This is a genomic window from Streptomyces sp. NPDC096136 (assembly GCF_044763325.1).
In the GTDB taxonomy this organism is placed as follows: domain Bacteria; phylum Actinomycetota; class Actinomycetes; order Streptomycetales; family Streptomycetaceae; genus Streptomyces.
This window is the reverse complement of record NZ_JBIWFZ010000001.1, coordinates 258,414-282,647: the sequence shown is the minus strand read 5'-3', so window position 1 is coordinate 282,647 and position 24,234 is coordinate 258,414. Positions and strand designations below refer to the sequence as shown.

General features: G+C 75.4%; 21 protein-coding genes. 5 read left to right on the top strand and 16 right to left on the bottom strand.

Annotated elements, in window-relative coordinates; translation table 11 throughout:
* Positions 1-328 precede the first annotated feature (328 nt).
* Positions 329-1,507 carry a methyltransferase domain-containing protein gene (locus tag ACIRBY_RS01260; RefSeq protein WP_403894257.1) on the top strand — a complete coding sequence of 393 codons (1,179 nt, stop codon included), beginning with the start codon at positions 329-331 and terminating at the stop codon, positions 1,505-1,507.
* 19 nt (positions 1,508-1,526) lie between these two features.
* Here ACIRBY_RS01260 and ACIRBY_RS01255 read toward each other — a convergent pair whose 3' ends face one another.
* Entirely contained in the window at positions 1,527-1,850 is a 324-nt protein-coding gene (locus tag ACIRBY_RS01255) for a plasmid stabilization protein (RefSeq protein ID WP_403894254.1), read from the bottom strand.
* A 354-nt stretch (positions 1,851-2,204) separates the two neighbouring features.
* Here ACIRBY_RS01255 and ACIRBY_RS01250 point away from each other — a divergent pair, with 354 nt between their 5' ends.
* The gene (locus ACIRBY_RS01250) at positions 2,205-2,726 is read left to right on the top strand and encodes a DUF5709 domain-containing protein (protein ID WP_403894251.1); all 522 of its coding nucleotides are present in this window, start codon (positions 2,205-2,207) and stop codon (positions 2,724-2,726) included.
* A 114-nt stretch (positions 2,727-2,840) separates the two neighbouring features.
* Here the strand turns inward: ACIRBY_RS01250 and ACIRBY_RS01245 are convergent, their stop codons facing one another.
* Positions 2,841-3,338, bottom strand: coding sequence for a flavin reductase family protein (locus ACIRBY_RS01245; protein WP_403894249.1), 498 nt, complete (start codon positions 3,336-3,338; stop codon positions 2,841-2,843).
* A 141-nt stretch (positions 3,339-3,479) separates the two neighbouring features.
* Complete coding sequence (locus tag ACIRBY_RS01240; RefSeq protein WP_403894246.1) at positions 3,480-5,129, bottom strand: NAD(P)/FAD-dependent oxidoreductase; 1,650 nt, start codon at positions 5,127-5,129, stop codon at positions 3,480-3,482.
* Between the two features lie 225 nt (positions 5,130-5,354).
* On the opposite strand from ACIRBY_RS01240, the gene ACIRBY_RS01235 reads away from it, so the two are divergent.
* Positions 5,355-6,137, top strand: a complete 783-nt coding sequence (locus ACIRBY_RS01235; RefSeq protein WP_403894243.1) for a lysophospholipid acyltransferase family protein — start codon at positions 5,355-5,357, stop codon at positions 6,135-6,137.
* 71 nt (positions 6,138-6,208) lie between these two features.
* On the opposite strand, the gene ACIRBY_RS01230 is transcribed toward ACIRBY_RS01235, so the two are convergent.
* The 13 genes from ACIRBY_RS01230 to ACIRBY_RS01170 form a co-directional block, all read right to left on the bottom strand.
* Complete coding sequence (locus ACIRBY_RS01230; RefSeq protein ID WP_403894240.1) at positions 6,209-7,663, bottom strand: hypothetical protein; 1,455 nt, start codon at positions 7,661-7,663, stop codon at positions 6,209-6,211.
* A 62-nt stretch (positions 7,664-7,725) separates the two neighbouring features.
* Positions 7,726-9,237: a hypothetical protein gene (locus ACIRBY_RS01225; RefSeq protein WP_403894237.1), complete on the bottom strand. Its 1,512-nt coding sequence runs from the start codon at positions 9,235-9,237 to the stop codon at positions 7,726-7,728.
* A gap of 227 nt (positions 9,238-9,464) precedes the next feature.
* Positions 9,465-10,409, bottom strand: coding sequence for an endo alpha-1,4 polygalactosaminidase (locus tag ACIRBY_RS01220; RefSeq protein WP_403894234.1), 945 nt, complete (start codon positions 10,407-10,409; stop codon positions 9,465-9,467).
* Complete coding sequence (locus ACIRBY_RS01215; protein ID WP_403894231.1) at positions 10,406-11,068, bottom strand: spherulation-specific family 4 protein; 663 nt, start codon at positions 11,066-11,068, stop codon at positions 10,406-10,408. The genes ACIRBY_RS01220 and ACIRBY_RS01215 overlap by 4 nt, the downstream gene beginning before the upstream one ends.
* Positions 11,065-11,973 (bottom strand): NAD-dependent epimerase/dehydratase family protein, encoded by a 909-nt coding sequence (locus ACIRBY_RS01210; RefSeq protein ID WP_403894228.1) that lies wholly within the window; start codon positions 11,971-11,973, stop codon positions 11,065-11,067. The genes ACIRBY_RS01215 and ACIRBY_RS01210 overlap by 4 nt, the downstream gene beginning before the upstream one ends.
* A 7-nt stretch (positions 11,974-11,980) precedes the next feature.
* Positions 11,981-12,694 (bottom strand): NDP-sugar synthase, encoded by a 714-nt coding sequence (locus tag ACIRBY_RS01205; RefSeq protein ID WP_403894225.1) that lies wholly within the window; start codon positions 12,692-12,694, stop codon positions 11,981-11,983.
* A gap of 77 nt (positions 12,695-12,771) precedes the next feature.
* On the bottom strand, positions 12,772-13,773 hold the full coding sequence (locus ACIRBY_RS01200) for a GDP-mannose 4,6-dehydratase (RefSeq protein WP_403894223.1): 1,002 nt from the start codon (positions 13,771-13,773) through the stop codon (positions 12,772-12,774).
* A 62-nt stretch (positions 13,774-13,835) separates the two neighbouring features.
* A complete protein-coding gene (locus ACIRBY_RS01195; protein WP_403894220.1) occupies positions 13,836-15,242 on the bottom strand; it encodes a hypothetical protein in 1,407 nt (468 codons plus the stop codon).
* Positions 15,239-16,927, bottom strand: a complete 1,689-nt coding sequence (gene pelF, locus ACIRBY_RS01190; protein ID WP_403894217.1) for a GT4 family glycosyltransferase PelF — start codon at positions 16,925-16,927, stop codon at positions 15,239-15,241. Before pelF ends, ACIRBY_RS01195 begins: the two co-directional genes overlap by 4 nt.
* Positions 16,928-17,009: 82 nt before the next feature.
* Positions 17,010-19,148, bottom strand: coding sequence for a hypothetical protein (locus ACIRBY_RS01185; protein WP_403894214.1), 2,139 nt, complete (start codon positions 19,146-19,148; stop codon positions 17,010-17,012).
* Between the two features lie 406 nt (positions 19,149-19,554).
* Entirely contained in the window at positions 19,555-20,079 is a 525-nt protein-coding gene (locus ACIRBY_RS01180; RefSeq protein ID WP_403894212.1) for a hypothetical protein, read from the bottom strand.
* Between the two features lie 298 nt (positions 20,080-20,377).
* Entirely contained in the window at positions 20,378-22,081 is a 1,704-nt protein-coding gene (locus tag ACIRBY_RS01175; protein WP_403894210.1) for a SulP family inorganic anion transporter, read from the bottom strand.
* 124 nt (positions 22,082-22,205) lie between these two features.
* Positions 22,206-22,499, bottom strand: coding sequence for an SHOCT domain-containing protein (locus ACIRBY_RS01170; protein ID WP_403894207.1), 294 nt, complete (start codon positions 22,497-22,499; stop codon positions 22,206-22,208).
* 239 nt (positions 22,500-22,738) lie between these two features.
* On the opposite strand from ACIRBY_RS01170, the gene ACIRBY_RS01165 reads away from it, so the two are divergent.
* Both ACIRBY_RS01165 and ACIRBY_RS01160 read left to right on the top strand, forming a co-directional pair.
* Entirely contained in the window at positions 22,739-23,386 is a 648-nt protein-coding gene (locus tag ACIRBY_RS01165; protein WP_403894204.1) for a CBS domain-containing protein, read from the top strand.
* Between the two features lie 81 nt (positions 23,387-23,467).
* Positions 23,468-24,181: a response regulator gene (locus ACIRBY_RS01160; RefSeq protein WP_403894201.1), complete on the top strand. Its 714-nt coding sequence runs from the start codon at positions 23,468-23,470 to the stop codon at positions 24,179-24,181.
* Positions 24,182-24,234: the final 53 nt, after the last annotated feature.

The window sequence follows — 24,234 nt, the reverse complement described above, 5'->3', positions numbered from 1 at the left end:
GCCGGCGGCACCCGAACGGGGTGCGGGCGGACCTGCATGAGCGGTGCGAATGCGCCTCACAGACTTGCATCTGCCGCTGATTATGGCGGGTTCCCCTCTTGGATGATTAACTGTCCCCACCCAGGCCCCAGCGGCCTGATTCCGTGTCCGGATCCAGTCGCCCCGCAGGGACGGCGCTTGGTTGACTGACACGCACCGGCCCCGGACGGACGAGCGGCTCTCTCCGCCCCGGGATCACCGGACCGAGGCCCCTGCGCGCCGATCGCGGTGTTCGACACGCAGGGGCCCCAAGCCGTTCCCGTGACGGGCTCGGATCCGAGGAGTGGGCATGGCGGTCGTCGTCGTACAGCGCGGTTCCGCGGAGGCGGCCCCCGCCGTGTGCGAGGTGCTCGCCTCGGCGGGCCTGACCGCGCGCACGGTCCTGCTCGCGGACGACGCCGCGTCCGCGCCCGCCGACCTCTGCGGCGCGGAGGGCCTGATCGTGCTGGGCGGGCCGCGTCCCGCCCGGCCCCTCTCCCCCGACCGCGCGCTCGTACGGGAGGCGCTGGCCGCCGGGGTTCCCGTGCTCGCCCTGGGCGCCGGGGCGCGGCTCCTCGCGCAGGAGGGGGCTCCGGCCGGGGCACCCGGCGGCACGTCCGGCGCCGGCCGGACGGTACGGCTCACCCCGGCCGCCGGCACCGACCCGGTCTTCGCCGGGGCCGGCCCGCCCTCCCCGGGGCTGCGGCCGGCCGCCGAACCACTGGAGCTGCCGGCCGGCGCGGTGGTCCTGGCCACCTGCGAGGGCTACCCGGAGCAGGCGTTCCGGGTCGGGGCCGGCGGGTGGGGGGTGCGCTGCCTGCACCCGGGGCCCGACGCGGTCGACGCGTGGGGCGGCCGGATCCTGGGCGGGTTCGCGGCGCTCGTCGCCGCCCGCGCCGAACACACGGCGACCCGCGCCTTCTTCACCCGCCGGGCCGACGACTGGGAGGAGCGGTTCGCCCACCAGACCCCGGCGTACGAGGCGGCGGTCGCCCGGATGCGCCTCTCCCCCGGCGGGATCGCGCTGGACCTGGGCTGCGGCACCGGCCGGGCCATGCCCGCCCTGCGCGCCCAGGTCGGACCCTCGGGGCAGGTCCTCGCCATCGACCTCACCCCGGCCATGCTGGAGGCGGCGGCCCGGCACGGCCGCACCGGCCACGGCCTGCTGCTGGCCGCCGACTGCACCCGCCTGCCGCTGGCCGACGCCTCCGTGCGGGGCGTGTTCTCGGCGGGCCTCCTCAACCACCTGCCCGACCCGAACGCCGCCCTGCGCGAATGGGCCCGGGTCATCGCGCCGGACGGGGTGCTGCTCCTCTTCCACCCCTCCGGCCACGCCGAACGCGCCGCCCGCCACGGCCGCCCCCTCGACCCCGCCGACCCCCTCGCCGCCCACGACCTCGGCCCCGCGCTCACCGCCGCGGGCTGGCACCTGGACACGTACGAGGACGCCCCCCACCACTTCCTGGCCCGCGCCGTCCCGCGCGGCTGACCCCCGCGCGGGAGGGGGTTCAGCGGCCCAGGGCCTCCTTCAGCTCCGCCTTGTCCATCTGGGAACGGCCCTTGATGTTCCGCTCCCTGGCCTCGTTGTAGAGCTGGTCCTTCGTGGGCCCCCGGGAGCCGCTGTGCGACCGCTGTCCGCCTCGCCTGGACGAGGACATGTCGTCGATGGACGACCTGCTGGCCGTCTTCGACTCGCCTGAGCGGGCGCGTTCCTTGTTCACCGTACGTGCGGCGATCTCCTCGGCCCGCTTCTCGGACTCACCGCGGTCGAGCGCCGAGTCCTTGATGTGCTCGTACTGCCGCTCCCGCTTCGGGGAGGAGCCACGGGGCATGGCCTTCTCCTTTCCGTTCCTCGCAGGGACGGGCCGGCGCGCGCCGGCCGTGTGCGGCGCCTACCCCGGACGGGCACACTCATGTTCACCTCCCCCGGGCGGACGACAGACGCCCGCCGCCCCGGCATGGGCCCCCGGATCCGGGGAAGAAGCCCGCGTCCGAGAGGAGGTCGCCATGTCGGTGACGAGGAACAGCCACCCGGACGCAGCCCCCCACCGGGCCACCGCGGAACCGGCGCAGCCCTGGCAGGACTTCGACGAGGTGATGGAGCGTATGCTGGAACTGTTCGAGGCCGGTCGCCCCGCCCGACGCCGGCACGGCAGTGCGTTCCCGCCGGAGAGGAGCCGACGGCCATGAGCAGCAGCGACGCCCGGGGGGACGATGTGTACCAGCCCCACGACGAGGCGGAGCCCGGCGAATCGCAGCCGGACATGGAGAACGCCCTCGGCGAACCCGACCTGGACCAGACACTGGACACCGGCTACTCCCCGCCCGACCGGCCCCTCGCGGTCACACGGCACGGCACCACGGCGGAGGAACAGCACACCGGGGAGACGCTCGACCAGCGGCTCGCCCAGGAGCAGCCCGAGCCGGACGCCACGGCGGACGACGGGGCGCCCGGCTCGGAGTCCGTCCCGGGGGAGGACCTGGTCGGGGACGGCGGGGGCGACAGCGAGGACATGTCCGGCGATCCCCACGGCGACGCGTCCACGGCGGGCCGCGTGCGGGCCGGCCGGATGGCCCCGGCGGACGACCCTTCGCCCATGCGGCACGTCTCCGTACTGGCGCACGACACCGGCATCAACGGCGGCGCGGCCTCCGCCGAGGAGGCGGCCATGCACGTGGTCGAGGAGGAGCCGGAGGAGGAGTTCTAGGAGGAGGAGTTCTAGGAGGCCGTGGCGGTCGGGGACGCCGCTGTGGAGCTGGAGGGTTCCCCGGGCTGCCGCGGCGCGGCCGCGGCCGGTGTCGCCGGCCGGTGCCGCCGCTGGTCAGGCCGGGTGCCCGGCCTCGATGTCCCGGACGTCCCCGTACCGCAGCGCCGCGGCGCCGGGCCCCCGGGCGGGCGGCCCGTCCTCGACGGGAACCAGCAGGAACCCCTCGTGGTCTCCCCCGGCGACGACGGCCTCGATCCGCCCGGTGAACCAGGCCGCCACACCCGTCAGGACGGGGCTGCCCTCCCGGCCGGGCCGCCAGCCGATCCCGGCGAACTTGTCGGTACGGTCCCCGGTCCGGCCGCCGAAGAGCCGGGCCAGCGCCTTCTGGTCCCGGCCCAGGACGTGCACGGTGAGGTGGCGGGCGCGGCGCGCCACCGCGTACGTGTGGTTCTGCACCGACAGCCACACGACGAAGCGCGGCGGGTCGATCGAGCACTGCGAGGCGAATCCGACGAGGCAGCCGGCCCGCTGCCCGTCCGCGGCCGCCGTGACCACGTACAGCGGGCCGTCCTGCGCGACGGCGAAGTCACCGAGATCCGGTTCTGCCGGCATGGCGGCCCCCTTCCCTGACGCTCCTCCCGCCCCTGCCCGGCCGCGGGACCGGCCATGCGCCCGCCGCGCGACGCATCCGGGGCGCCGGGACGGCGCCGGTCCGTGCCGCCGGGTGCGACGGCCCGCAGGGCCCGGGTCCCCTCAGAACCCGCCGAAGGCGCCGGCGTCCCGGAAGCGGCCCGCGTGGCGGCGCCGGTATTCGATCAGGCAGTGGGCCACGGCGGCGCCCTCGCCGACCGCGGCGCCGACCCGCTTGACGGAGCCGGAGCGTACGTCGCCGACGGCGAAGACGCCCGGCAGGCTGGTCTCCATCGGGAGGGCGTCGCGGCCGACGCCGCCGGTGCCGGTGCCGGTGCCGGTGCCGGTGCCGGTGAGGACGTAGCCGCGGTCGTCGAGCTCCAGGGCTCCGTCGAGCCAGTCCGTCGACGGCCGCCCGCCGATCAGGACGTACAGGCAGCGGGCGGGGACGGTGCGCTCGCCCCCGGTGCGCTCGCGCAGCCGCAGGCCGGTCAGCGTCGTCTCGCCCAGGCACTCGGCCACCTCGGTGCCGAGCAGGACGTTCAGCCCGGGCGTCCGGCCGATCCGCTGGACCAGGTAGTTCGACATGGAGGCGCCGAGGTCGGTGCCGCGGACGACGAGGGTGACGGAGCGGGCGTAGCGGGCGAAGTAGAGGGCGGCCTGGCCGGCGGAGTTGCCCGCGCCCACCATGTAGACGTCCTCGCCGGCGGTGGAGGGGGCGTCGGAGAGGGAGGCGCCGTAGTAGACACCGGAGTTGAGGAGCCGTTCGGTGCCCGGGCTCGCGAGGCGGTTCCACTCCACTCCGGTGGCCACGACGACCGCGGCCGCCGAGACCGACGCCGCCTCGGCCGTGCCCGCCTTGACGAACTCGACCGTGTGGCGCCCCGATTGCGCGGGGACCAGCCGGGTCGCCACCCGGGTGGGCTGCCATTCGACACGGACCCGGCGGGCCTGCTGCAGGGCCCGCTGTGCGAGATCGCCGCCGGTGAGCCCGACCGGGAAGCCCAGGTAGTTCTCGATCCGGGAGGTCGATCCCGCCTGGCCGCCGGGCGCGTCGTCCTCGATGACGACCACGCTCATGCCTTCCGCGGCCGCGTAGACGGCCGTGGAGAGTCCGCCGGGGCCGCCGCCGATGACGGCGACGTCGTAGTGCTCGTGCTCGGCCGGCCTGATGAGGCCGAGCCGGTCGGCCAGTTCACTGATCGAGGGGTCGACGAGTTCGGTGCCGTCGCCGAGCCGGACGGTCACCGGTGCCTCCGGCAGCTCCTCCTGCGGCACCCACCGGAAGAGGACGTCGCTGCGGCCGAGGAAGTCCCGGACGGCGTAGGCGGCCGGCGAGAAGCGGTGGCCGCGCACCTCGGCGGTGGGGAGGTCGCCGCGGCGCTCCGCGTTCCAGGTGCAGAGGGAGTCGTCGAGGGCGGCCCGCAGCCGCTCGGCCAGGCCGGTGCCGCCGTCGGGCGCCGTCGCCGGGGTGCGGTCGACCACGGTGACGGACGGGCCGGACGGGTCGGCGGCGCCCTCGGTGAGGAGCAACCAGCGGGTGGCCGGGTGCCGTTCGGGGTACGCCCCGGGGTGCTCGTCCGTGACCACCGCGCAGACGGGCACCTCCCGCCCGGCCAGTGCGTGCAGCACCCGCTCCGCCTCGGTGAGCCCGCCGACCTGGAGGACGCGGAACGACGTCCGGTACCAGCCCTGTACGAGCTCGGCCGTCTCGTGGCGGCGGAGCGGATCGGGGTCCGCGAGAAGGATCACCGGCAGCGCGGTCTCGGCCATGGGGGGCTCCTGGGGTGTCGATCGGTGAACGGTCCACCCGGTCAACGAGCCGAAGATCATTGCGTGGCGCGGGCACGGCAGCGCTCGGGGGAACGGGCGAACGAAGAGTCGACCGGCGAATCCGACGCGTCCTCGTGATCAAAGGGGCCTTGCCGCCGTTCACCGTGAAGGCCCTTGCTGCGAGGGCTGGTTGGCCCACCGCACGGAGAAGGGGAGGACCGTCTCGTGTCCGAGAGCCTGGCCGATGTCATCGAGGTCGCCGGGAGCGAGCTGCGCTTCCTGCGCAAGCTGCTCGGCGATGCCGGCGAGAACGCCTGGGAGCGGCTGCTCGAATGGTTCATCGACGACTGGTTCCGGCTGGACGTGCTGGGGCTGGAGAACATCCCCGCCGACGGGCCGGCGGTGCTGGTCTCCAACCATTCCGGGGCCTGGGGGCTGGACGCCTTCGTCCTGCAGAAGGCGCTGCTCCGCTCGCTGCGGCGGCGGCTGCACGTGCTCGCCGCACCCTTCGTCTTCCGGCTCCCGGTGCTGGGGACGTACGCCGCGCGCAAGGGCGCCGTGCCGATCGACCCGAGGGCGGCGATGAAGCGGCTGGGCGACGGGGAGCTGGTCGCGGTGTTCCCGGAGGGGGTCTCGGGGCTGGAGAAACCGTTCCGCGACCGCTACCGGCTCCAGCCCTTCAGCCCCGGATTCGCCGTGGCGGCCCTGCACACCGGGGCGCCGATCGTGCCGGTCGCCGTCATCGGGGCCGAGGAGTCCTCGCCCAAGCTCGGGGAGCTGCCCGCCCTGGCGAGGTTCCTGGACCTGCCCTACTTCCCGCTGACCTCGCCCTTCCCGCTGCCCGCGAAGTGGCTGGTCTCCATCGGCGAGCCGATCGAGCCGCCGGAGCGGCCCAGGGGCTTCGGCGAGCGCTCGGCCGCCGCCCGGCGGCTGTGCGCCGAGGTCCAGGACACCGTGCAGGACATGGTGGAGCGGGAGCGGGAACGGCGCGACTCCCTCCTCCGGTAGCGACGGGCCCCGCGGGGCGGGCGGCGTCCGGCCGCCCGCCCCGGAGCGCGGGGCACGCCGCGGCGGCCGCGTCAGTCGCCCAGGCGCCGGGCGGCCCCGCGGACGTCGGCGGCGGCGCGGGTGCACCGCTCGGCGTGCTCCAGCAGCCGCATCCGGAAGCGCTCGCCGGTCTCGTCGCCGTTCCAGCCCGGTGCGGCGGCGCAGTCGGCGAGGCTGCGGGCGTGCCGGTCGAGCCGGTCGGCGTCGGCCCGGGCCAGTACCGCGTACGAGGCGGGGCCTGCGGCGGGCACGGCCGGGGGGACGGCCCCGGCGGCGGGAAGGGCGACCCGCAGGGTGTGCGGGGCGAGGGTGAGCGGCATCCGGTCCGGGCTGAGGGCCGGGGACAGCAGGGCGGGCCGGGCGCTCCCGGTGAAGAAGCGGACGGCCTCCTCCGCGACCCGGACGGCGAACGCGGAGGCCGTGCAGCCCGTCGCGGATCCGCACAGCGGCGAGGGCCCTTCGTGCCACGGGGTGTCGACGCCGTCGCCGCGGTCCCCGGAGCCGGCGGCGTCGCCGTCCTCCCGGAGCCAGCCGGGGGCGGCCAGGATCTCGGTGCCGGCGTCGACGGCGAGTCCCTCCCAGGTGAAGGGGGTCCGGACCGGGTGGACGGCGGCCTCGACCGGCGGGAAGTGGTCGAGGGCGAGGGACACGGCCCCGGCGGGGCCGGCCGCGGCGCGCGGCACGCCCGCGGCCGTGAGGGCGAGGGCCTGGAGGGCGGTCGTGACGGCCGCCTCCGAGACCACCGCCAGGGTGTGGGCCAGTGCCTCCTCGCGCCGCCCCTCCCCCGCCGCGGTCGCGTGCCCGGTGCGGGCGGCGGGCACGGCCGCCGGTCCGCGGACCAGGCCGGCGGCCACCGAGCCGGGGTCCGGGTCGGCCAGGTAGGGGGCGATCCGGCGGCGCAGGGCGGCCGCCCTGCCGTCGTACGCGCGGCCTCCCGCAGCGCGGGCCGTCCTGGCCAGCACCTCGCTGAGCAGGCTGTCGTCCGCCGCCGCCGCGCCCGCCACGACCCGGCGGGCGGCGCGCAGCAGCGCGGGCCGCCAGGCCTCCCAGGGCAGGGCGTGGTCGTCCCCGCGTGCGGCGGCCGTCCGCTCCAGTTCCTCGGCCAGCGGTCCGGCGAACGCGGCGGCGGTGGGGACGGCGTCCGGCGGGAGCGGGACGTGGGGGTGCAGTCCGTGGCGGCGTCCGGCCGCGTCGAGCCGTACGGCGGGGGCGAGCGCGTCCGCGGCGGCGCCCCCGGCGAGGAGGGCGGCGGTGTCGGCCGGGCCGAGCGGGACGAGGAACGTGCCGAACGGGGTCCGCAGCCGGACGGGGCGCCCGGAGCGGCTGCGGCGCAGGTGGGCGAGGACCCCGCGGGCCGCGCCCTCGCGGGTGAGGGAGTCCAGGCCCAGGGCGCGGGCGGGGGCGTCCGCCCAGGGCAGTCGGTGGGCGAGCATGGCGGCGCCGAAGACCGCGTTCTCCAGCGGCCGGGCGGTGGCGGGGGTGGTCATCGGGGGGCGTTCTCCCTCGGGTCGCGCGCAGGCACGGGGGTGGGGCACGGTTTCCTGGTCGGTCACTTGTCGCGCAGCATGTACGGCTGGTTGCCGGTGATCTCGCCGTCGTAGCGCCGGATCAGCCCGTTGACGCGTGCGCGGTGGTGGGCGAGTTCTCCGCGCAGGCTGTCCGAGTAGGCCTGCGGGGCGTGCGAGAGCGGGTAGTCGTAGGACTCGTCGAGCCAGGACAGCTCCAGCCAGCCGTCCGGGATGTCGTGGGGGGAGGCGGGGCCGCGGCCGTCCAGCATCGGGATCACGTCGTGCTTGTTGACCAGGCTGACGACCTGCGTGGTGTGGTCGGCGGGCCGCTTGTTGTCGATCGGGGAGCCGAGCGTGACGACGTGGGTGATCCGGTACTCGGAGGCGACGTCCGGGTCGGCGGCCAGGTTCATGGCGGTCAGGCCACCGAGGCTGTGGCCGACCAGCATCAGCTCGGATCCCGCGGGCACGCCGGCCCGGTGCAGGAGCTTCCTCGCGGCCCGGGTGTAGGTGGTGTCGGTGCGCAGGCAGCCGTCGAAGGCTCCGATCAGGTCCTGCGGGGTGCTGTTGCTGAGCAGGGCGAAGCTGGTTCCGGGGAGCAGCAGGACGTGCCGTTCGGCCCCGTCGGCGCAGGCGACGCGGCGCAGGAGGACCAGGCCGTGGTTGCCGAGGGCGCCGATGTCGTTGATGTAGCTGACGATGTCGTTGCGGGAGCCGCCGAGGACCTTGGCGAGGATCGGGTCGGGTTCGGCCCGTTCGGCGCGGCCGGGGCCGGGGTTGAGGAACTTGAGGAGGGAGCTGGGCAGGCCGAGAAACGGGTCGGTGGTGGGGACGCCGCCCGCGAGGGTGACCCAGGAGAAGTCGTCGTTGACGGGGTTCTCGTCCAAGAGTCCGGTCAGCGCGAGGAGTTCCATGATCACGGGGCTGACCGTGGTGAGGGCCCGGGTGACGCCGAGCCGTTCCACCAGGGCGTGCAGGGCGCGTACGGCCTCCAGCCGGTCGCCGGCGACGAGGGCGCCGGTGAGGCGGCGGGCGTGCGGCGCGTCCAGGTTGGGGTGGGTGACCGTGGCCGCCTCGATGCGCAGGGCAAAGGCGTCCACCGCCATGGCGACGGCCGCGGGCCGCCGCCGGGTCACGTTGCCGGCGATGCGGGCGAGTTCGCCGACGACGCCGCCGTTGGCACCGAAGCCGAGGCCGGCCGGGCCGGTCAGGGCGCGTACGCAGGACAGCGCCGTGCCGAGGGCCCAGGCGGGCCGGCGCAGGGCCTGGAGGGCGAAGCGGCCGCCGGTGACCGCTCCGGTGAGGTCGGCCCCGGCCCGTTTGGCGGCGAGGGCGGCGTCGGCGAGCAGCACGGAGGCGGCGATGAGGAGTTCGGTGTCGGTGCGGCCGGCGACCGCTCCCGCGGGGCCGACGCCGGGGACGCCGGCGGTTTCGGAGGCTTCGGCGGTGCCGGGGACGCCGGCGGATTCGGTGGTGCCGGGTGGGCCGGGGGTGTTCGTCCGCTGCCCGTCGGAGAGCTGCCGGGTGGGGTTCCCGGTGGCCTGAGGCGTCACGTTCCAACCTCTCGTCGCTTGACCCGCTGTTCGCGACGCATGGTGGCACCGATCCGGGGGCGCCTCCGTCCCGCGGGGGCGCCCGCTCCGGCGCACGCACCGGCCTCCGCCCCGCGATACGCCCCACCGGCGCTGGGCTGCGGGCACACCCCGGACCCGCCCGCGCCCGGGCGGGTCCGGGGGATGACGGCGCGGCCGTGGGTTGACGCGGGCACCGCCCGCGCGGTTCAGCAGGGTTTGCGCCAGGTGTCCAGCTCGGGGTTCTTCATCATCGAGGAGAGCTTCAGGCGGCGGGCCTCGGGGCAGAAGCCCGAGGTCGCGCCCTTGTACTCGACGTGGAAGACCGCCTTGCCCGCCTTGATGAAGGGGCTCAGCGCCTCGCACTCCCCGAACTGGGCGCACTCCTCGTTGACCGCGAAGTCGAAGGCGCCTTCGAGCTGGGGGATCTGCGGCAGGTCGTTCTTCAGGCCGACCGACAGCCCGCGCGCGTGCGCGATCTCGGCGATCATGCGGTTGTAGGCGAGCTGGTGCTCCGCCGTCAGCGGGAAGCCGGTGTCGTTGCCGTAGGCCTCCACCAGGTCGGGTTCCACCGCGTCGAAGCCCTTGTCCCGGCACATGTCGAAGCGCCGTTCCATGATCGGGCGGAGCTGGTCGATCCGGCGGACGTCCAGCCAGCGCTCGCCCTTCCAGCCGTTGGGCTTGCCGAACAGGGTGGTGGGGAAGGCGTCCTTGTCCGGCCGGAAGTCCTCCCAGGCCCCGACGTTGACGTAGCAGATCACCTTCCGGCCGTCGCGGTGCAGCCGGGCCACGTCGGCCGCCGAGTTCTCGAACCCGTCGATGTCGTACACGGGCACGTCGACCGAGGGGTCGGAGCGTCCGTCGAGCTGCCACTGCCAGGCCAGTCCGGGCTGCGGCTTCCAGCGTCCTGCGGCCTGGTCGCCCGGTCCGGAAGGGGACGGGGACGGGCCCGACGGCGACCCGGACGGGGCGGGAGGGGCGGAGGAGGAGGGACCGGGGGAAGCGGGTCCCGGCCCCCGGCTCGCGGTGGGGCCGGACGGGGCCGGCGCGGCGTCGTCGTCATCGTCGTCGTTGTCCGTGCTGGAGCAGCCCGTCAGGACCAGTGCCGTCAGCACGGCCAGCAGGGCCAGGCGGTGCGGCAGGGTGCGGCTCATCGTTCCATCCCGGTGAGTGCGGGGGTCAACTGTTTCCATGGGTTGGGGAGTTCGCCCGTCACCGGCCCGGAGACCGCCGCTCCCCGTTCGTGCGCGGTGCGCACGGCGAGCGGGACCAGGGCCTCGGGCACCCCGTACACGAGGTGGCAGAAGCGCCCGGGGTCGTGGCGCGCCGTCCAGGCGGGCCGGGTGAAGGAGGAGACGTACGTCGACCAGTGCCCTTCGAAGGTGACGGTCAGGTCCGCGAGGCGCACGTACCCGGCCTCGGGGTGGACGCCCGGGTTCAGCACGACGGGACCGGCGCCGAGCCGGCGCAGCGCGCGGACCAGCCGGCGGGCGCCGGGCAGCTCCGCCCGTGTGGGGGCCGCGCGGTCGAGGAAGCAGCCGTCGACCGCGTACCACTCCTGGTAGCGGCACATCTCGTGGACGACCTCGACCTGGCCGCGGGCCCCGTACCCGGTGTCCACGTAGCCGAGGAGGCGGGCACCGGCCGTCCGCAGCGCGGCGGCGGCAGCGGCGAACGCCGGGTCGGGGCGCTCCCCCGGCCCGTCGGCCGGGTTGAGCACCACCCCGTAGGTCCCGGCGGCCGCGGTGATGAGCCGGTGCCAGGCGCCCGGGTCCTCGGCGGGGTGGACGTACAGCGGAACGAGCAGGCTCATGGCGTTCGGATGTCCTCCGGGGCGGTCGCCGCCCACAGGGCGGCCAGCGAGTCGCCGAGGCTGTGGACCGGGCGCCAGCCGAGGGCCTCGCCGGCGGCGGTGATGTCCGAGCACTGCCAGGACACCTGGGCGGATCGGGCCGAGCCCGCGGCCTCCTCCTCGATCCTCCCCCGGAAGCCCGCCCGCCCGGCCAGGCCCCGCACCAGCTCGCGGACGGGGACGGCCCGGCCGGCGCCGATGTTCAGGACGGGCGGCAGCGGTCCGGGGGCGGTGACCGCGAGCGCCACCGCCCGCGCCACGTCGCGCACGTCCACGAAGTCGCGGTGGGCGGACAGGTCGCCCAGCCGCAGCACCGCCTCCGGGTCCGGGCCGGCCTCCCGCAGCAGTGCGGCGATCCGCCCCGGCAGCCCGCTGGGCGGGGCGCCGGGCCCCACCGGGTTCCCCACCCGCAGGACGACGCCGTCCAGCCCGGAGGCGGCCACGGCGACGGTGCCGGCCAGCTTCGTCGCCCCGTACGGGGTGACGGGGCGGGTGGCGGCCGACTCGGCGACCCGGGTCTCGGGCTCGCCGGGCCCGTACTCCGCCGCCGAGCCCAGGTGCACCAGGCGGGCCGCGGGCGCCGCCTTCCGCAGTGCCTCGCACAGGGCGGCGGGGCCGCGGGCGTTGGTCTCGGCGAGCGTCACGGCGTCGCCGCCGGTCGCGCCCGCGCAGTTGACCACGGTGTCGGGCGCGGCCGCGGCGAGGACGTCGGCCAGGCGGTCGGGGTGGTCGGCCGCGAGGTCGATGCCGAAATCGGCGCCGGGCGCGCGTCCGCCGTCGAACACCCGCGCGCCCGGGAGGGCGCGCAGGTGGTCGGCGACGTGGGCGCCCAGGTAGCCGGTCCGGCCCAGGACGAGAATGCGCATGAGGTGCTCAGGCTCCCTTGAGCAGCAAGGACTTGCGGGTGGTGAACTCGGCGTTGGCCCGGTCGTAGTCGTCGGGGCGTCCGATGTCGAGCCAGTAGCCGTCGAAGGCGTAGGACTGCGGGAGGTTGTCGTCGCGCAGCAGGTCGAGGACGAGTTCGTCGAATCCGAGCGGAAGGCCCGGCGTGTAGGGGTCGAGGGTGGAGCGGCTCAGACCGTACACCCCCATGGAGACGTGGTAGTCCATGCTGGGCTTCTCGGTGAATCCGACCACCCTGCTGGCATCGGTGGTCAGCACCCCGAAGTCGATGTGCACCTTGCGCGGGTACGTCGCTATGGTCAGCGGCGCGCCCGACGCCTCGTGGCGGCGCAGGACGTCGGCGTAGTCGAGGTCGGTGAGCACGTCGCCGTTCATCACGAGGAAGTGCTCGGGCAGGCGGTCGCGCAGGTTGAGCAGGGGGCCCATGGTGCCGAGCGGGCTCTCCTCGGTGGCGTAGTCGACGCTCATGCCCCACTGGGAGCCGTCGCCGACGTAGGCCCGGATGATCTCGCCGAGGTGTCCGATGGCGATGGTGCACCGGGTGAACCCGGCCCCCGACAGCTGGCGCAGCACGATCTCCAGGATCGCGTGCTGGTCGCCGATGGGCACGAGCGGCTTGGGCAGGGCCGTGGTGTAGGGCCGCAGCCGGACGCCCTTGCCGCCCGCCAGGATCACTGCGTACATGGGTCTCCTCCTAGGATTGGGTGGGGGGAGGTCGAGTGGCGTGGGGATGGGGGGACCGCCGGCGGAGCGCCCGGCGGTCAGATGTTGTAGATGCCGGTCTTGTAGCGGGCCAGGTTCTCCGGGTCGCGGAAGAACTCGACGGTGTGCGCGAGGCCTTCCTCCAGGGTGTGCCGCGGCCGCCAGCCGGTGGCGGCGGTGAGCCGGGTCGCGTCGGCGACCAGCCGCATCACCTCGGAGGCCGGGGGCCGCAGCCGCTCGCTCTCCTCGCGGACCTCGATCGGGACGTCCATGACCTTGCCGATCAGGGTGACCAGGTCGGCGACCGAGATCTCGCCGCCGGTACCGGAGTTGAAGGTGCGCCCCACCACCCGGTCGGCGGGGGCGGTGCCCGCGGCGAGGAAGGCCTGCGCGGTGTCCTTGACGAAGCTGAAGTCCCGGGTGGGGCGCAGGTCGCCCAGGGTGATGACGCGTTCCCCTGCCGCCACCTGCCCGATGACGGTGGGGATCACCGCGCGCATCGACTGGCGGGGCCCGTAGGTGTTGAACGGGCGCAGCGTCACCACCGGGGTCTCGAAGCTGGCGTGGTAGCTGTCGGCCAGCCGGTCGCCGCCCGCCTTCGAAGCGGCGTACGGGGACTGGGTGTTGATCGGGTGGTCCTCGGTGATCGGCACGGTCTGCGCGGTGCCGTAGGTCTCGCTGGTGGAGGTGTGCACCAGGCGGGGGGTGCCGAGGGCGCGGACGGCCTCCAGCACGTTGAGGGTGCCGGTCACGTTGGTGTCGACGTAGCTGTGCGGGGCCCGGTAGGAGTACGGGATCGCGATGAGCGCGGCCAGGTGGTAGGCGGCTTCGGCGCCTTCGAGGAGGCCGCGGACGGATCCGGGGTCGCGGACGTCGCCGAGGACGATCTCCACCTGGTCGAGGACGTCGGGCGCCAGGGTCTCCAGCCATCCGTACGAGGAGAAGGAGTTGTACTGGGCCATGGCGCGGACCCGGTAGCCGCGGGCGACGAGGGCCTCGGTGAGGTGGGAGCCGATGAAGCCTTCGGCTCCGGTGACGGCGGCGAGCGGTGCGGAGGTCAACTGGGGCACCTTTCAGACGGGTCGGAGATGTACGGGCGGTGGTGCGGGGGTGTGCGGGACGGTCAGGCGTGCCGGGCCGGACGTCCGAGGATCCACAGGGTGCAGAGGACCAGGGCCGTCGCGGCCAGGCCGCAGGCCAGGGTCAGGGCCGCCGGGCCCGCCGCCGGCCCCAGGAGGGCGGCGGCTCCCGCGCCGGCCGCCGCCGCCCCGCAGACGGCCGCCGGCGGCCAGGCGACCCCGAAGGCCTGGAGCAGCAGCGCGGTCCACAGGGTCGCGGCGAGCAGCAGCAGCGCGGCCGGGGCGGCGCCGGTCAGCAGCGCGGCGGGCAGCAGGAGCAGCAGGTAGCCCGCCAGGCACAGGCCCAGGACCCCGGCGGACCTCAGCAGGAACCCCGCGGGGGTGGAGGCCGAGCCGAGTGCGGTGACGGACAGGCCGCGGAAGCGGTAGAGCAGCCATTCGGCCGGGCCCATGCTCAGGGTCAGCGCGATCACCGCGTACGGCTCCGCCCGTCCTTCCAGCAGGACCAGTACCGCCGCCGCCAGTCCGAAGAGACCGTACGGCAGGGACCGGCGCAGCGGGGGCCGGGAGCCGCCGTCCGGAGCCGCCGGGGCGGCGAACGCGGCGTGCAGCACCCGGGCGACCGCGGCGAGCGTCGCGAGGAGCGCCACCGCCGGGAGCGCGGCGCGCACCAGGGGGCCCGGCTCCCACCAGGGCAGGACGGCGGCCCCCGCGACCAGCGGGGTGAGCGCGGCCAGCAGCAGCCGCTCCCGGCCCAGCACCAGCAGGATCCCGGCGGCGGCCAGGTAGAGCGACTGCGCGGCCACCGCCCAGGTCACGGCCGTGCCGCCGGCGGCCGCGGCCCCCGCCGCCGTGGCGGCGACCGCCCCGAGCGGCGCCCCGACCAGCAGGGTCCGGCCGGCCTCGCGGCGCCCGGCCACCATCCGCAGGTAGGCGCGGTGTCCGAGGGCCTGGCCCCACGCCCAGGAGACGATCCCGGCGACGATGGGCCCTGCGGCGTGCCGGCCGGGGTTCCACAGGGGCGCGGTGAGCAGGTAGGCCAGCCCCGGGAGGGCGAAGAGCACCCCGCGCAGCAGGCACCTGAGGGTGTCCGGGCGCCAGGGGTCCGGCGGCCGGGCGGGCTCCGGGAAGACGCGGGGCACCCGCTCGTAGAGGGCGGCGGCGAGCGAGAAGATGTTGGGGTGTCCGTACCGTTCGCGGATCACCTCGGCGGACAGGCCCTCCGCCTCCAGCAGGGCGGCCACCTCGTACGGGTGGACGGCCGGCCCGACGCGGTCGGCGAGTTCGGCGGCGAGCCGGCTGACCTCCTCCTCGTCGGGGCCGGGCAGTCTGAGGGCGAGGGTGGTCTCGGCCCAGGCCCGGCGCGGCGGTCTCGCGGCCGTGTCGGCCAGCCGCAGGGCCAGGGTGTCCTGGTGCGACCCGCCGGGTTCGAGTGACATCGGCCCGCTCATCCGGCGAGGCTCCCCGCGTCGGTGACGGCCCCGGCCCCGGTCTCGCGGGCCGGCCGCCCGTCGGCCGTGAGGATCCGGCCGGGTGCGGACGGGCGGGCCCGCTCCTGTCTGCGGGCCCGTCCGGCGGCGACGGCCACCGGGGTGAGGAGCGCCGGGGCGGGGGCGGCGGCCGGTGCGGGGACCAGCGCGGGGACGGCCCGCGCGGGAACCCGGGTGCGGCCGGCCGTGGTGGACGGCGTGCGGTCGAGGCCGGGCAGCTCCAGGTAGATGGAGCGGAAGGTGTCGATGGTCTGGCGCAGGGTGAACTGCTCGATGACCCGCAGCCGGGCCGCCTCGCCCATCGCGGCGCGCCGCGGGGAGTCCCCGAGGAGTTCCAGGGCCGCCTCGGCCATGGCCTCCGGGTCGCGGGGCGGGACGACGAGGCCGGCGTCGCCGACCGCCTCCCGTACGCCGCCGACGTCGGTGGACACGGTGGCGCGGCCGCAGGACATGGCCTCGATGAGGGTGAACGGGAAGCCCTCGCTGATGCTGGAGAGCATCACGACGTTCCCGGCCGCGTAGGCGTCCTTGATGTCGTCCACCCGGCCCTCGAAGGCGACCGCGTCCGCGTGTCCGAGGTCGCGGGCCAGCGCCTCGCAGCGCTCGCGGTAGGCCTCGCCGCCGCGCGGCGTGCCGCCGAACAGGCGCAGCCGGGCCTCGGGGACGCGGGCGCGGACCAGGGCGAAGGCCCTGATCAGGGTCTCCAGGTCCTTGATGGGGTCGACCCGGCCGGCCCAGCTGAGGGTGGGGACGTCCGGTTCGGGCCCGGCGGGCGGGAAGGCGGCGGGGTCGACGCCGTTGTAGACCGTGCGGATGGCCTGCGGGTCGGCCCCGCCCTCCTCCTCCCACAGCCGGTTGTAGCGGTTGCCGGGGGTGACCAGGGAGGCGCGCCGGTAGCTCTCCTCCGCGAGCAGCCGGAAGAAGCCGAGGACGACGGCCTTGACCGGCCAGCGGTAGGGGGCCGTGCGGTAGCCGAGGTAGCGCTCGCGCAGGTAGACCCCGTGCTCCGTCAGCAGCAGCGGCACCCCGTGCCGTTCCAGCCCGGCCAGTCCGGGCAGGACGGCCACGCCGCCACTGACGGCGTGGGCCACTCCGTGTTCGGGGGGCGGGGCGGCCAGCGGGCGCAGGGCGTGCTCCAGGAGGGAGGTGGCGGTCAAGGCGTCGTGCAGGGTGGGCCGGGCCTCGCGCACGGTGAGCCCGGGGCGGTTCCAGACCGCCGCGAGCACCGCGATCGCGTGGTCCCCGCGGAGGAAGGGGCTCAGGGCGCCGTCGGACGCGGCCCGCGCCATCGTGGAGAGGGCGGGGGCGAACCCGTCCTCGGCGCGGGGGTCGAGCAGCGCGGTGAGGAACTGTTCGTAGGCGCCGGAGAGCCTGCGGTGGCCGCGGCCGCGCGGGGCGCGGCCCTCGGGGGGATCGCCCCACATGGGCACGGACCGGACGCCCAGGACGTGGCCGGGCAGGTCCCAGGCGAGGGATTCCCGGCCGGTGCCGGTGACGGCTATGACGTCGAAGTCGATGTCGGGCATGCCCTGGACGAGTTGGTCGCACCAGACGCTGACCCCGCCGTGACTGTGCGGATAGGTGCCTTCGGTGAGCAGGGTGACGTGCGGCGCGCCGGGGCGCCGCGCGCCGGCTTGAGCGTGCATGGGTGTGCTCCACGGCCGGTGTGTGGGGGTGGTCGGGCCGGGCCGGGCCGCGCGGAGGCGGCCGGCCCGGCGGGACGCCGGTTCAGCGCCGGTCGGTGTCCGCGGCGCCCTCGCGCACGGCGGGCGGCACGGTGGTGCCGGGTGCCGGTGCGGTGGCGGGCGCCGGTCGGGGCGCGGCCGCGGCGGCGGACGGCGCGGCGGGCGCCGAGGACGGCAGGGTCAGTTCGAGCGCGCTGCCGGTCGCGGTGGTCCACCCGGAGACCCGGCCCGCGTAGGGGCTGCCGAAGCCGGCGGTGCCCAGCCGGGTGCCGGTGGGCAGGGTGGCGGTGACGTCGAGCCCGGCCGGCGCCGCGACGGTGACGGCGTTGCCGATGCGGTAGGCGGTGACCTGGCCGGCCTGGAGGGCGCTCTTCCAGGCGCCGCGGCGCTTCAGTTCGGCGCCGATGTCCTTCATCCGCTCGTTCACCAGCGGGGTGTTGGCGTCGAACAGCGCGTCGTAGCCGTCGATGACCCCGTTCAGCACCGGGTAGGCGAGGCGCTCCTCCGCCAGGTTCGACTGGTGGATGAAGTGCGGCTTAGGGTCGTTGCCGAGGACGTGTCCGAGGGCGGTGCGGGTCTCCGCCGGCACGATCTTCTGGGCGTACCCGGTGGCCGTGTCCAGGGGTGCGGGCAGGCAGGTGGTGGTGTCCGCGTGGTCCTCGCAGATGCCGCTGCCGCCCTGGGCGCGGGAGGTGTAGATCCAGTTGTACTCGTCGACCGCCTCGGTGGCCTTGCCGACGTTGTAGTAGACGTTCATCGGGTAGCGGGCGACGGTGGAGGCCGAGCCGACCTGGCGCTGCTCGGGGTCGCGGGAGTTGTCCGAGGCGACCCACTTGACGCCGTTGCCGGTGAGGGAGGCGGCCAGGTTCGGGTTGTCCTGCGGCTGCTGGGGCAGGACGGCCATGCCGGAGTGCTCGCCGGTGACCAGCTCGTCGTTCTGCAGGGGCAGGCCGAAGCCCTGGCCCCAGAGCCGGTTGAGGACGATCTCGTTGTCGATGGTGCTGCGGCTGACCCACTTGGTGCTGCCGTCGGGGTTGGCGGCGCACCGCCAGGGCACCACGCTGACGTCCTGCTCGCAGCCCAGGAAGGCGTGCGTGTAGGTGTGGTTGATCCAGCGGAACCGGTCGCGGTCGGCCTGGAGCTTGTCGGCGAGCAGGTCGACGCCGTTGTTGTCCTCGCGCTGGTCGAGGCTGCCGGCGCCGTTGTAGACCATGTCGAGGGTGAAGTTGCGGCCCGCCTGCCAGTTCTTGGCGTACTCGGCGTCGTCGGCGGTCATGCGGATGGGGTTGGGCGTTCCCCCGCCGCCGGCGCAGTCGACGTCGCCCGGGGTGCAGTTGAGCTGCGTGTCCCAGCGGTCGTCGGCGGCGAAGACGTCGTCCACGTGGACGGAGAAGTAGTTGCGGGAGGCGCCCAGGTGGACCCCGCCGGTCATCCACTCGACGATGCCCCGGGCCAGCAGCCGGAACTGCTGCTGGTAGCGGTTGTACACGAAGGTGACGACGAGTTCGCGCCGGCCTCCGTGGCGGTACTCGCCGACGAGCGAGCCGCGCCGGGCGGTGCCGGGGATGGGCGCGTCGACGTAGGTCGTGAAGTCCGCGCCGGGGGCGGGCTGGGCGAGGTAGGCGTAGCTCTCGCCGACCGTGGGCGAGTTGTCCTCGAACGGGACGGAGCCCTCGAGGTAGTTGAAGGGGCCGGAGCGGCCGGCGGCGGTGACGCCCGCCTGGGCTCCGTCGACGCTGCCCGCGTAGCCGCCGGCGACGAAGTACTGGAGGCCGACCTGGGGGCGCGCGTAGGTGTAGGCGTCGACCTGGGGTATGTCGTAGGTCTGCTCGTAGGCGGTGAGTGCGGCCATCTCGGCCGAACCCGCGGCGAACGGGTTGTCGTTGGGCAGGACGACGGCCTGGAACTTCGCGCGGGGCCGGCCTTCTACGGTGTCGGCGAGGAAGGCGGCGTCGATCGTGGGCCGGTCGGACCGCGTGAGGTCGACCTGCGTGTACGGCGTCCCCGCCGAGTCCAGCTCCGCCGTGATGGCCTGGACGGCCGGGCCTCCGTCGGCCACGACCAGCACCCGCAGGTCCACGCGGGGCGTGGTCGTGTCGGCATGGGCCGTGCCCGCCGGCAGTCCGGCGGCTGCGATGAGCGCGCCCACCGATAAGACGGCGGTACGTATGCTTCGCTTCATGCGGTGAAAGTCCCCTCCCCGGGCAGGGGTGAGCGCGGCGCGCACGAAGCGGCGGACACCCCCTTGCGCGACGCCGGCCTCCCCCTCAGAAACCAGTCGTCAACGCATCCGTCGCGTCACATGGTGGTGCCTGTGTGTAGCTTTCGTGGGGGTGTTGCGAAAACCGACGGAAAAACGCAGGCGACCAACTGACCCCACAGCGGGCCGAGTTGTCCGCCCCTGCCCTTTCCCGCCCCTTCCGGTGCCCGGCGGGCGGACCGGTCCGCCGCCCATGAGCGCCGGTCCGGAGCGGGGCGGGGTGCTGCCGGACCGTCACGGTCCGGCAGCACCCCGCCCTAGTGGTCCAGACCAATTGTTCCGGAGGTCGGGGGCGATTTCAGGCCACCCCCGACCGGGACGGAGGCCGTCAGGCGCAGAGGACGCGCGTCTCGGGCGTGTAGACCGGGCCGCCGCTGGTGTTCGTGCTGTCGCTGAACTCGGCGTAGTAGTACGAGTAGAAGCCGATGTTGCCGTTGCAGCCGGAGTCGGCGGCCACCTGGAGGGTCAGCGTCACCGTGCGGCTCTGGCCGGGGGGTATGGTCGCGCCGTAGTTGCCGCCGAGGTCGGACGGGCCGACGCCGGAGCAGGCGGCGGCGCCGGTCGGGGTGGCCACGCTGCAGCCGGTGAAGCTGTACTTGAGGTCGGCGCGCTGGGTGGTCAGCCAGGTCGGGGAGATGGTCTGGTAGACGAACCAGACGTCGTAGGTCTTGTTGTTGGTGAGCGTCATCGAGAGGTTGACCGTCCCGCCGGGGGTGACGGTCGCGGCGTTCGTGGTGAACGCCAGGGCGGCCGGGGCGGGGTCGGCCTGGGCCGCCGGGGCGAGGCCGAACAGGGCCAGGACGAAGGCGAGGATCGCGGCGAGGCCGAGGCGGCCCTTCAGAGGTGATCGCATGGGGCGGGAGGCTAGGGCGGCGCCTCGCGCGCCGTCTGCCCCCCGGAGCGGCGCAGGGGCGCACAAAGGCCAGAAGTGTGCGCCCCGTGAAGAGCTTCTGGTGAACACGTGATGATGATCACGCAGCGTGTAGCGGCAGTCCACGGTGGGTGTCCGCACGGCTAAACCCGGCCCCTGCGGCCGGAAGGCGCCTCCGGGGCGCGAATGGCGCGTACATGACCCTGGCATGTTCCGGAGTCCCTGCCGCCACTTCCCGGACGCCGCCGCCCGGGCGCTCCGGTGACGGGTCGGGGACGGGTCAGGTACCGCGCTCGCGGCCCTCGGCCCGCTGCCAGTCGCGATAGGCGGCGACCGCCGTGGGAAGGGTGGGGTAGATGCGGTCGGGGCCCACCGCCGCCGTGAGGCCGTAGGCGTCGAGGGGGCCGCGGAGGTCCTGCTTCACCCGGGCCAGCGCGAACACGACGTCCCGCCGGACGAGTTCGCGGCGCAGGGCCTCGACCGCGTCGAGGGCGGTGATGTCGACCTCGACGTTCGCCTCCGTGTTCAGCACGAACCAGTGGACCGGTGCGCTCTGGACGTCGACGGCGGCCAGGGCCCGGCGGTGGAAGTCCTCGGCGTTGGCGAAGAACAGCGGGGAGTCGTAGCGGTAGACGAGCAGGCCGGGGATGGTGCGGGCGCTCGGGTAGTCGTCGACGTCGTGCATGCCCGCCAGACCGGGCACGATGCCCTCGACGGCGTCGTGCGGGCGGGCGACCCTGGCGAGGAGGTCGATGACGGAGAGGGCCACCGCGACGAGGACGCCGTGGAGGATCCCGAGGGCGAGCACGCCGAGGGTGCAGCCGAGGGCCAGCAGGAGTTCGCGTCGGCGGAAGGCCGCCAGACGGCGGAACTGGCCCACCTCGACCAGGCGGACGGCGGCGTAGACGACGATCGCGCCGAGGGCGGCGTCGGGGGTGTGGGCCAGCAGGGGGCCGAGGAAGAGCAGCACGGCCGCCACGCAGACGGCGCCGGCGAGGGAGTACACCTGGGTGCGGGCGCCGGCGGATTCGGCGAGGGCGGTGCGGCTGGCGCTGCTGCTGACGGGGAACCCGTGCAGGAGGCCGGCTCCGAGGTTGGCCGCGCCGAGCGCCAGCAGCTCCCGGTTGGCCTCCAGGGGGTACGGGTCGTCGTGGCGGACGAAGGCGCGGGCGGTCAGGATGACGTCGGTGTAGCCGACCACGAGGACGCCGAGGGCGGGCAGGAGCAGGTCCGGGAGGTCGCCGGGCCGGGGCAGCGCGAAGCCCGGCAGGCCGGACGGGACGGCTCCGATGACGGCGACGCCGTGCGCCTCGTCGAGGGCGAGGACCGCGACCGCCGCCGTGGCGAGGACGAGGACGACGAGGGGGCCGGGCACGGCGCGCCACACCCGGGGCAGGGTGAACAGCAGGAGCAGGCAGCCGGCCCCCAGCCAGACCGTGGCCGGGTGGACGTCGCCGAGGTGGCGGACGAAGGAGAGGAGCTGGGGGAAGAAGCCCGAGCCGCCGCCCTCGGTGCCGGTCAGCCGGGGCAGCTGGTCCACGATCATGATGAACGCGACTCCCGCCAGGTAGCCGACGAGCACGGGCCGGGACAGGAGGTCGGCGAGGAAGCCGAGCCGGGCGGCCCAGGCCGCCAGGCACAGCAGGCCGACGACGAGGGCCAGGGCCGCGGCGAGCGCCGCGTACCGGGCGGGGTCTCCGGCCGCGGCCGGGCCCACGGCCACGGCGGTCATCAGGGCGGTGGTCGACTCGGGGCCGACGGACAGCAGGCGGGAGGAGCCGCTCAGGGCGTAGAGGACCATGGCCGGCAGGACGGCCCACAGGCCGGTGACCGGCGGCAGGCCGGCCACGCCCGCGTAGGCCATGACCTGCGGGACGAGGTAGGCGGCGACGGTGATACCGGCCAGGAGGTCGCCGCCCAGCCAGGCCCTGCGGTAGCCGCGGAGGGCGTGCGGGACGGCGGAGGTCCGTCCGTGGGTCGGCATGGGGCCTCCGGGGCTCGCGGCGGGCGGCGGATCGGTGCCGCACCATCGTGCCGCGCGCCCGGCCCCGCAGCCGTCAAGCGCACGGGCCGGCCGCTACGCGCCCCACCGCGGGGCGCCGCGCGGGTCACGGCCCGGCTCGGGGGGGCGCGGGTCCCGCCGCGTTGCCGCGCAGGACCGCCAGCCGCCGCCCGTACTCCTCGTCGTCGATCTCGCCCCTGGCGTACCGCTCGGCGAGGAGCGCCTCGGCTCCCCTGGCGGGGTCGGCGCCCGCGGCGGGTACCGACCGTCCGGGGGCGGCGTCCCCCCTGGAGGTGCGGACCACCAGGACGACGGCGGCGACGATCAGGCCCCAGAACACCAGGGTCGTGAGGGACATCGCGAACCAGCCCCAGGGCCCCATGTGACCGTTCCAGTACATCGTGCACCTGCCTGGTCGACGGGGCGGACGGCCGCGGCCCGGCCGTCCGCTGCCAGCCTCCCCCGGACGGGCGGCAGCGGGGAGGGGCCGGTCGGGTCCCGGACGGGGCCACAGGGCCCCTGTGCGCAGCGGGCCGGTGCGCGGAGGATGGAGGCGGACCCGATCCCGGTGGCCGTCCGCGCGCACCCCGCCGGACCGCCCTCCGGACTCCGCTCGTCCCCGTCGCCGAGGAGCCGGTCATGCCCGCGTCCCGCTACACCGTCAGTGACGTCATGACGCACACCGCCGTCGCCATCGGCCGTGAGGCGTCCTACAAGGAGATCGTCGAGCTGATGCACGAGTGGAGGGTCAGCGCGCTCCCCGTCCTGGAGGGCGAGGGGCGGGTCGTCGGCGTGGTCTCCGAGGCGGACCTCCTGCCGAAGGAGGAGTTCCGCAGCGCGGAGCCCGCGCTGCCCGAGCAGCTGGAGGAGGCGTCCAAGGCGGGCGCGGTCCTGGCCGAGGAGCTGATGTCGAGCCCCGCGGTCACCGTCCACCCCGGCGCGCCGGTCGCCGAGGCCGCCCGGATCATGGCCCGCAGGGGCGTCAAGCGCCTGCCCGTCGTGAACGAGGTCGGCATGCTGGAGGGCGTCGTCAGCCGCAGTGACCTGCTGAAGGTGTTCCTGCGCCCGGACGGGGAGCTCGCCGAGGAGATCCGCCGGGATGTGCTCACCGACCTGGCTCCGGGCACGGGCCTGGACTTCACCGTGGAGGAGGGCGTCGTGACCCTGCGCGGTCCGCTGCGGGACCGCGCGCTGGTGCCCCTGCTCGCGCGGGCGGTCCGGGCGGTCGAGGGCGTGGTGGACGTCCGGATGGAGCTCGACGGCCCGGCCGGCGAGGCGGCCGCCTAGGGACCGTCCCGGGGTGCTCCGCGCGGCTTCCTGAGACAATGCGGGTGGAAGAACCCGGCGGGCACCGAACCAGGGGCGACCATGTCCGACGCTGCGCAGCCCTCCCCCGAGGCACCGGTCACGGTGTTCCTCCTCGACGACCACGAGGTGGTCCGGCGCGGCCTGCGGGACCTCCTGGAGGCCGAACCGGACATCACGGTGGTGGGCGAGGCCGGCACGGCCGAGCAGGCCCTGGCCCGCGGGCCGGCGCTGCGCCCCGACGTCGCCGTGCTCGACGTGCGGCTGCCCGACGGCGACGGCATCGCCGTCTGCCGGGAGCTGCGCTCGCGCATGCCGGACCTGGCCTGCCTGATGCTCACCTCGTTCGACGACGAGGACGCCCTGCTGGACGCGATCATGGCGGGGGCCGCCGGGTACGTGCTGAAGCAGATCAAGGGCTCCGACCTGGTCTCCGCCGTCCGGACCGTCGCCACCGGCCAGTCCATGCTGGACCCGGCCACGACCGCCCGCCTGATGCACTCGCTGCGCGACCCGGAGGCGGTCAAGGAGCCCCACGACGCCCGGCTGGCGGCGCTGACGGAGCGGGAGCGGGCCGTCCTGGACCTCATCGGGGACGGTCTGACCAACCGGCAGATCGCCAAACGGCTCTACCTGTCCGAGAAGACGGTGAAGAACCACATCTCGCGGCTCCTGGGCAAGCTCGGGGTGGAACGCCGGGTCCAGGCGGCCGTCATCGCCGCCCAGGTGCACGAGGACACCCCGCCCCCTCCCGCCGGTCCCGCGGGCCGCCCGTGACGACGGTGCCGTGCGGGCCCGGACCGCCGGGCCCTTCCGGTCCCCGGTCGGGG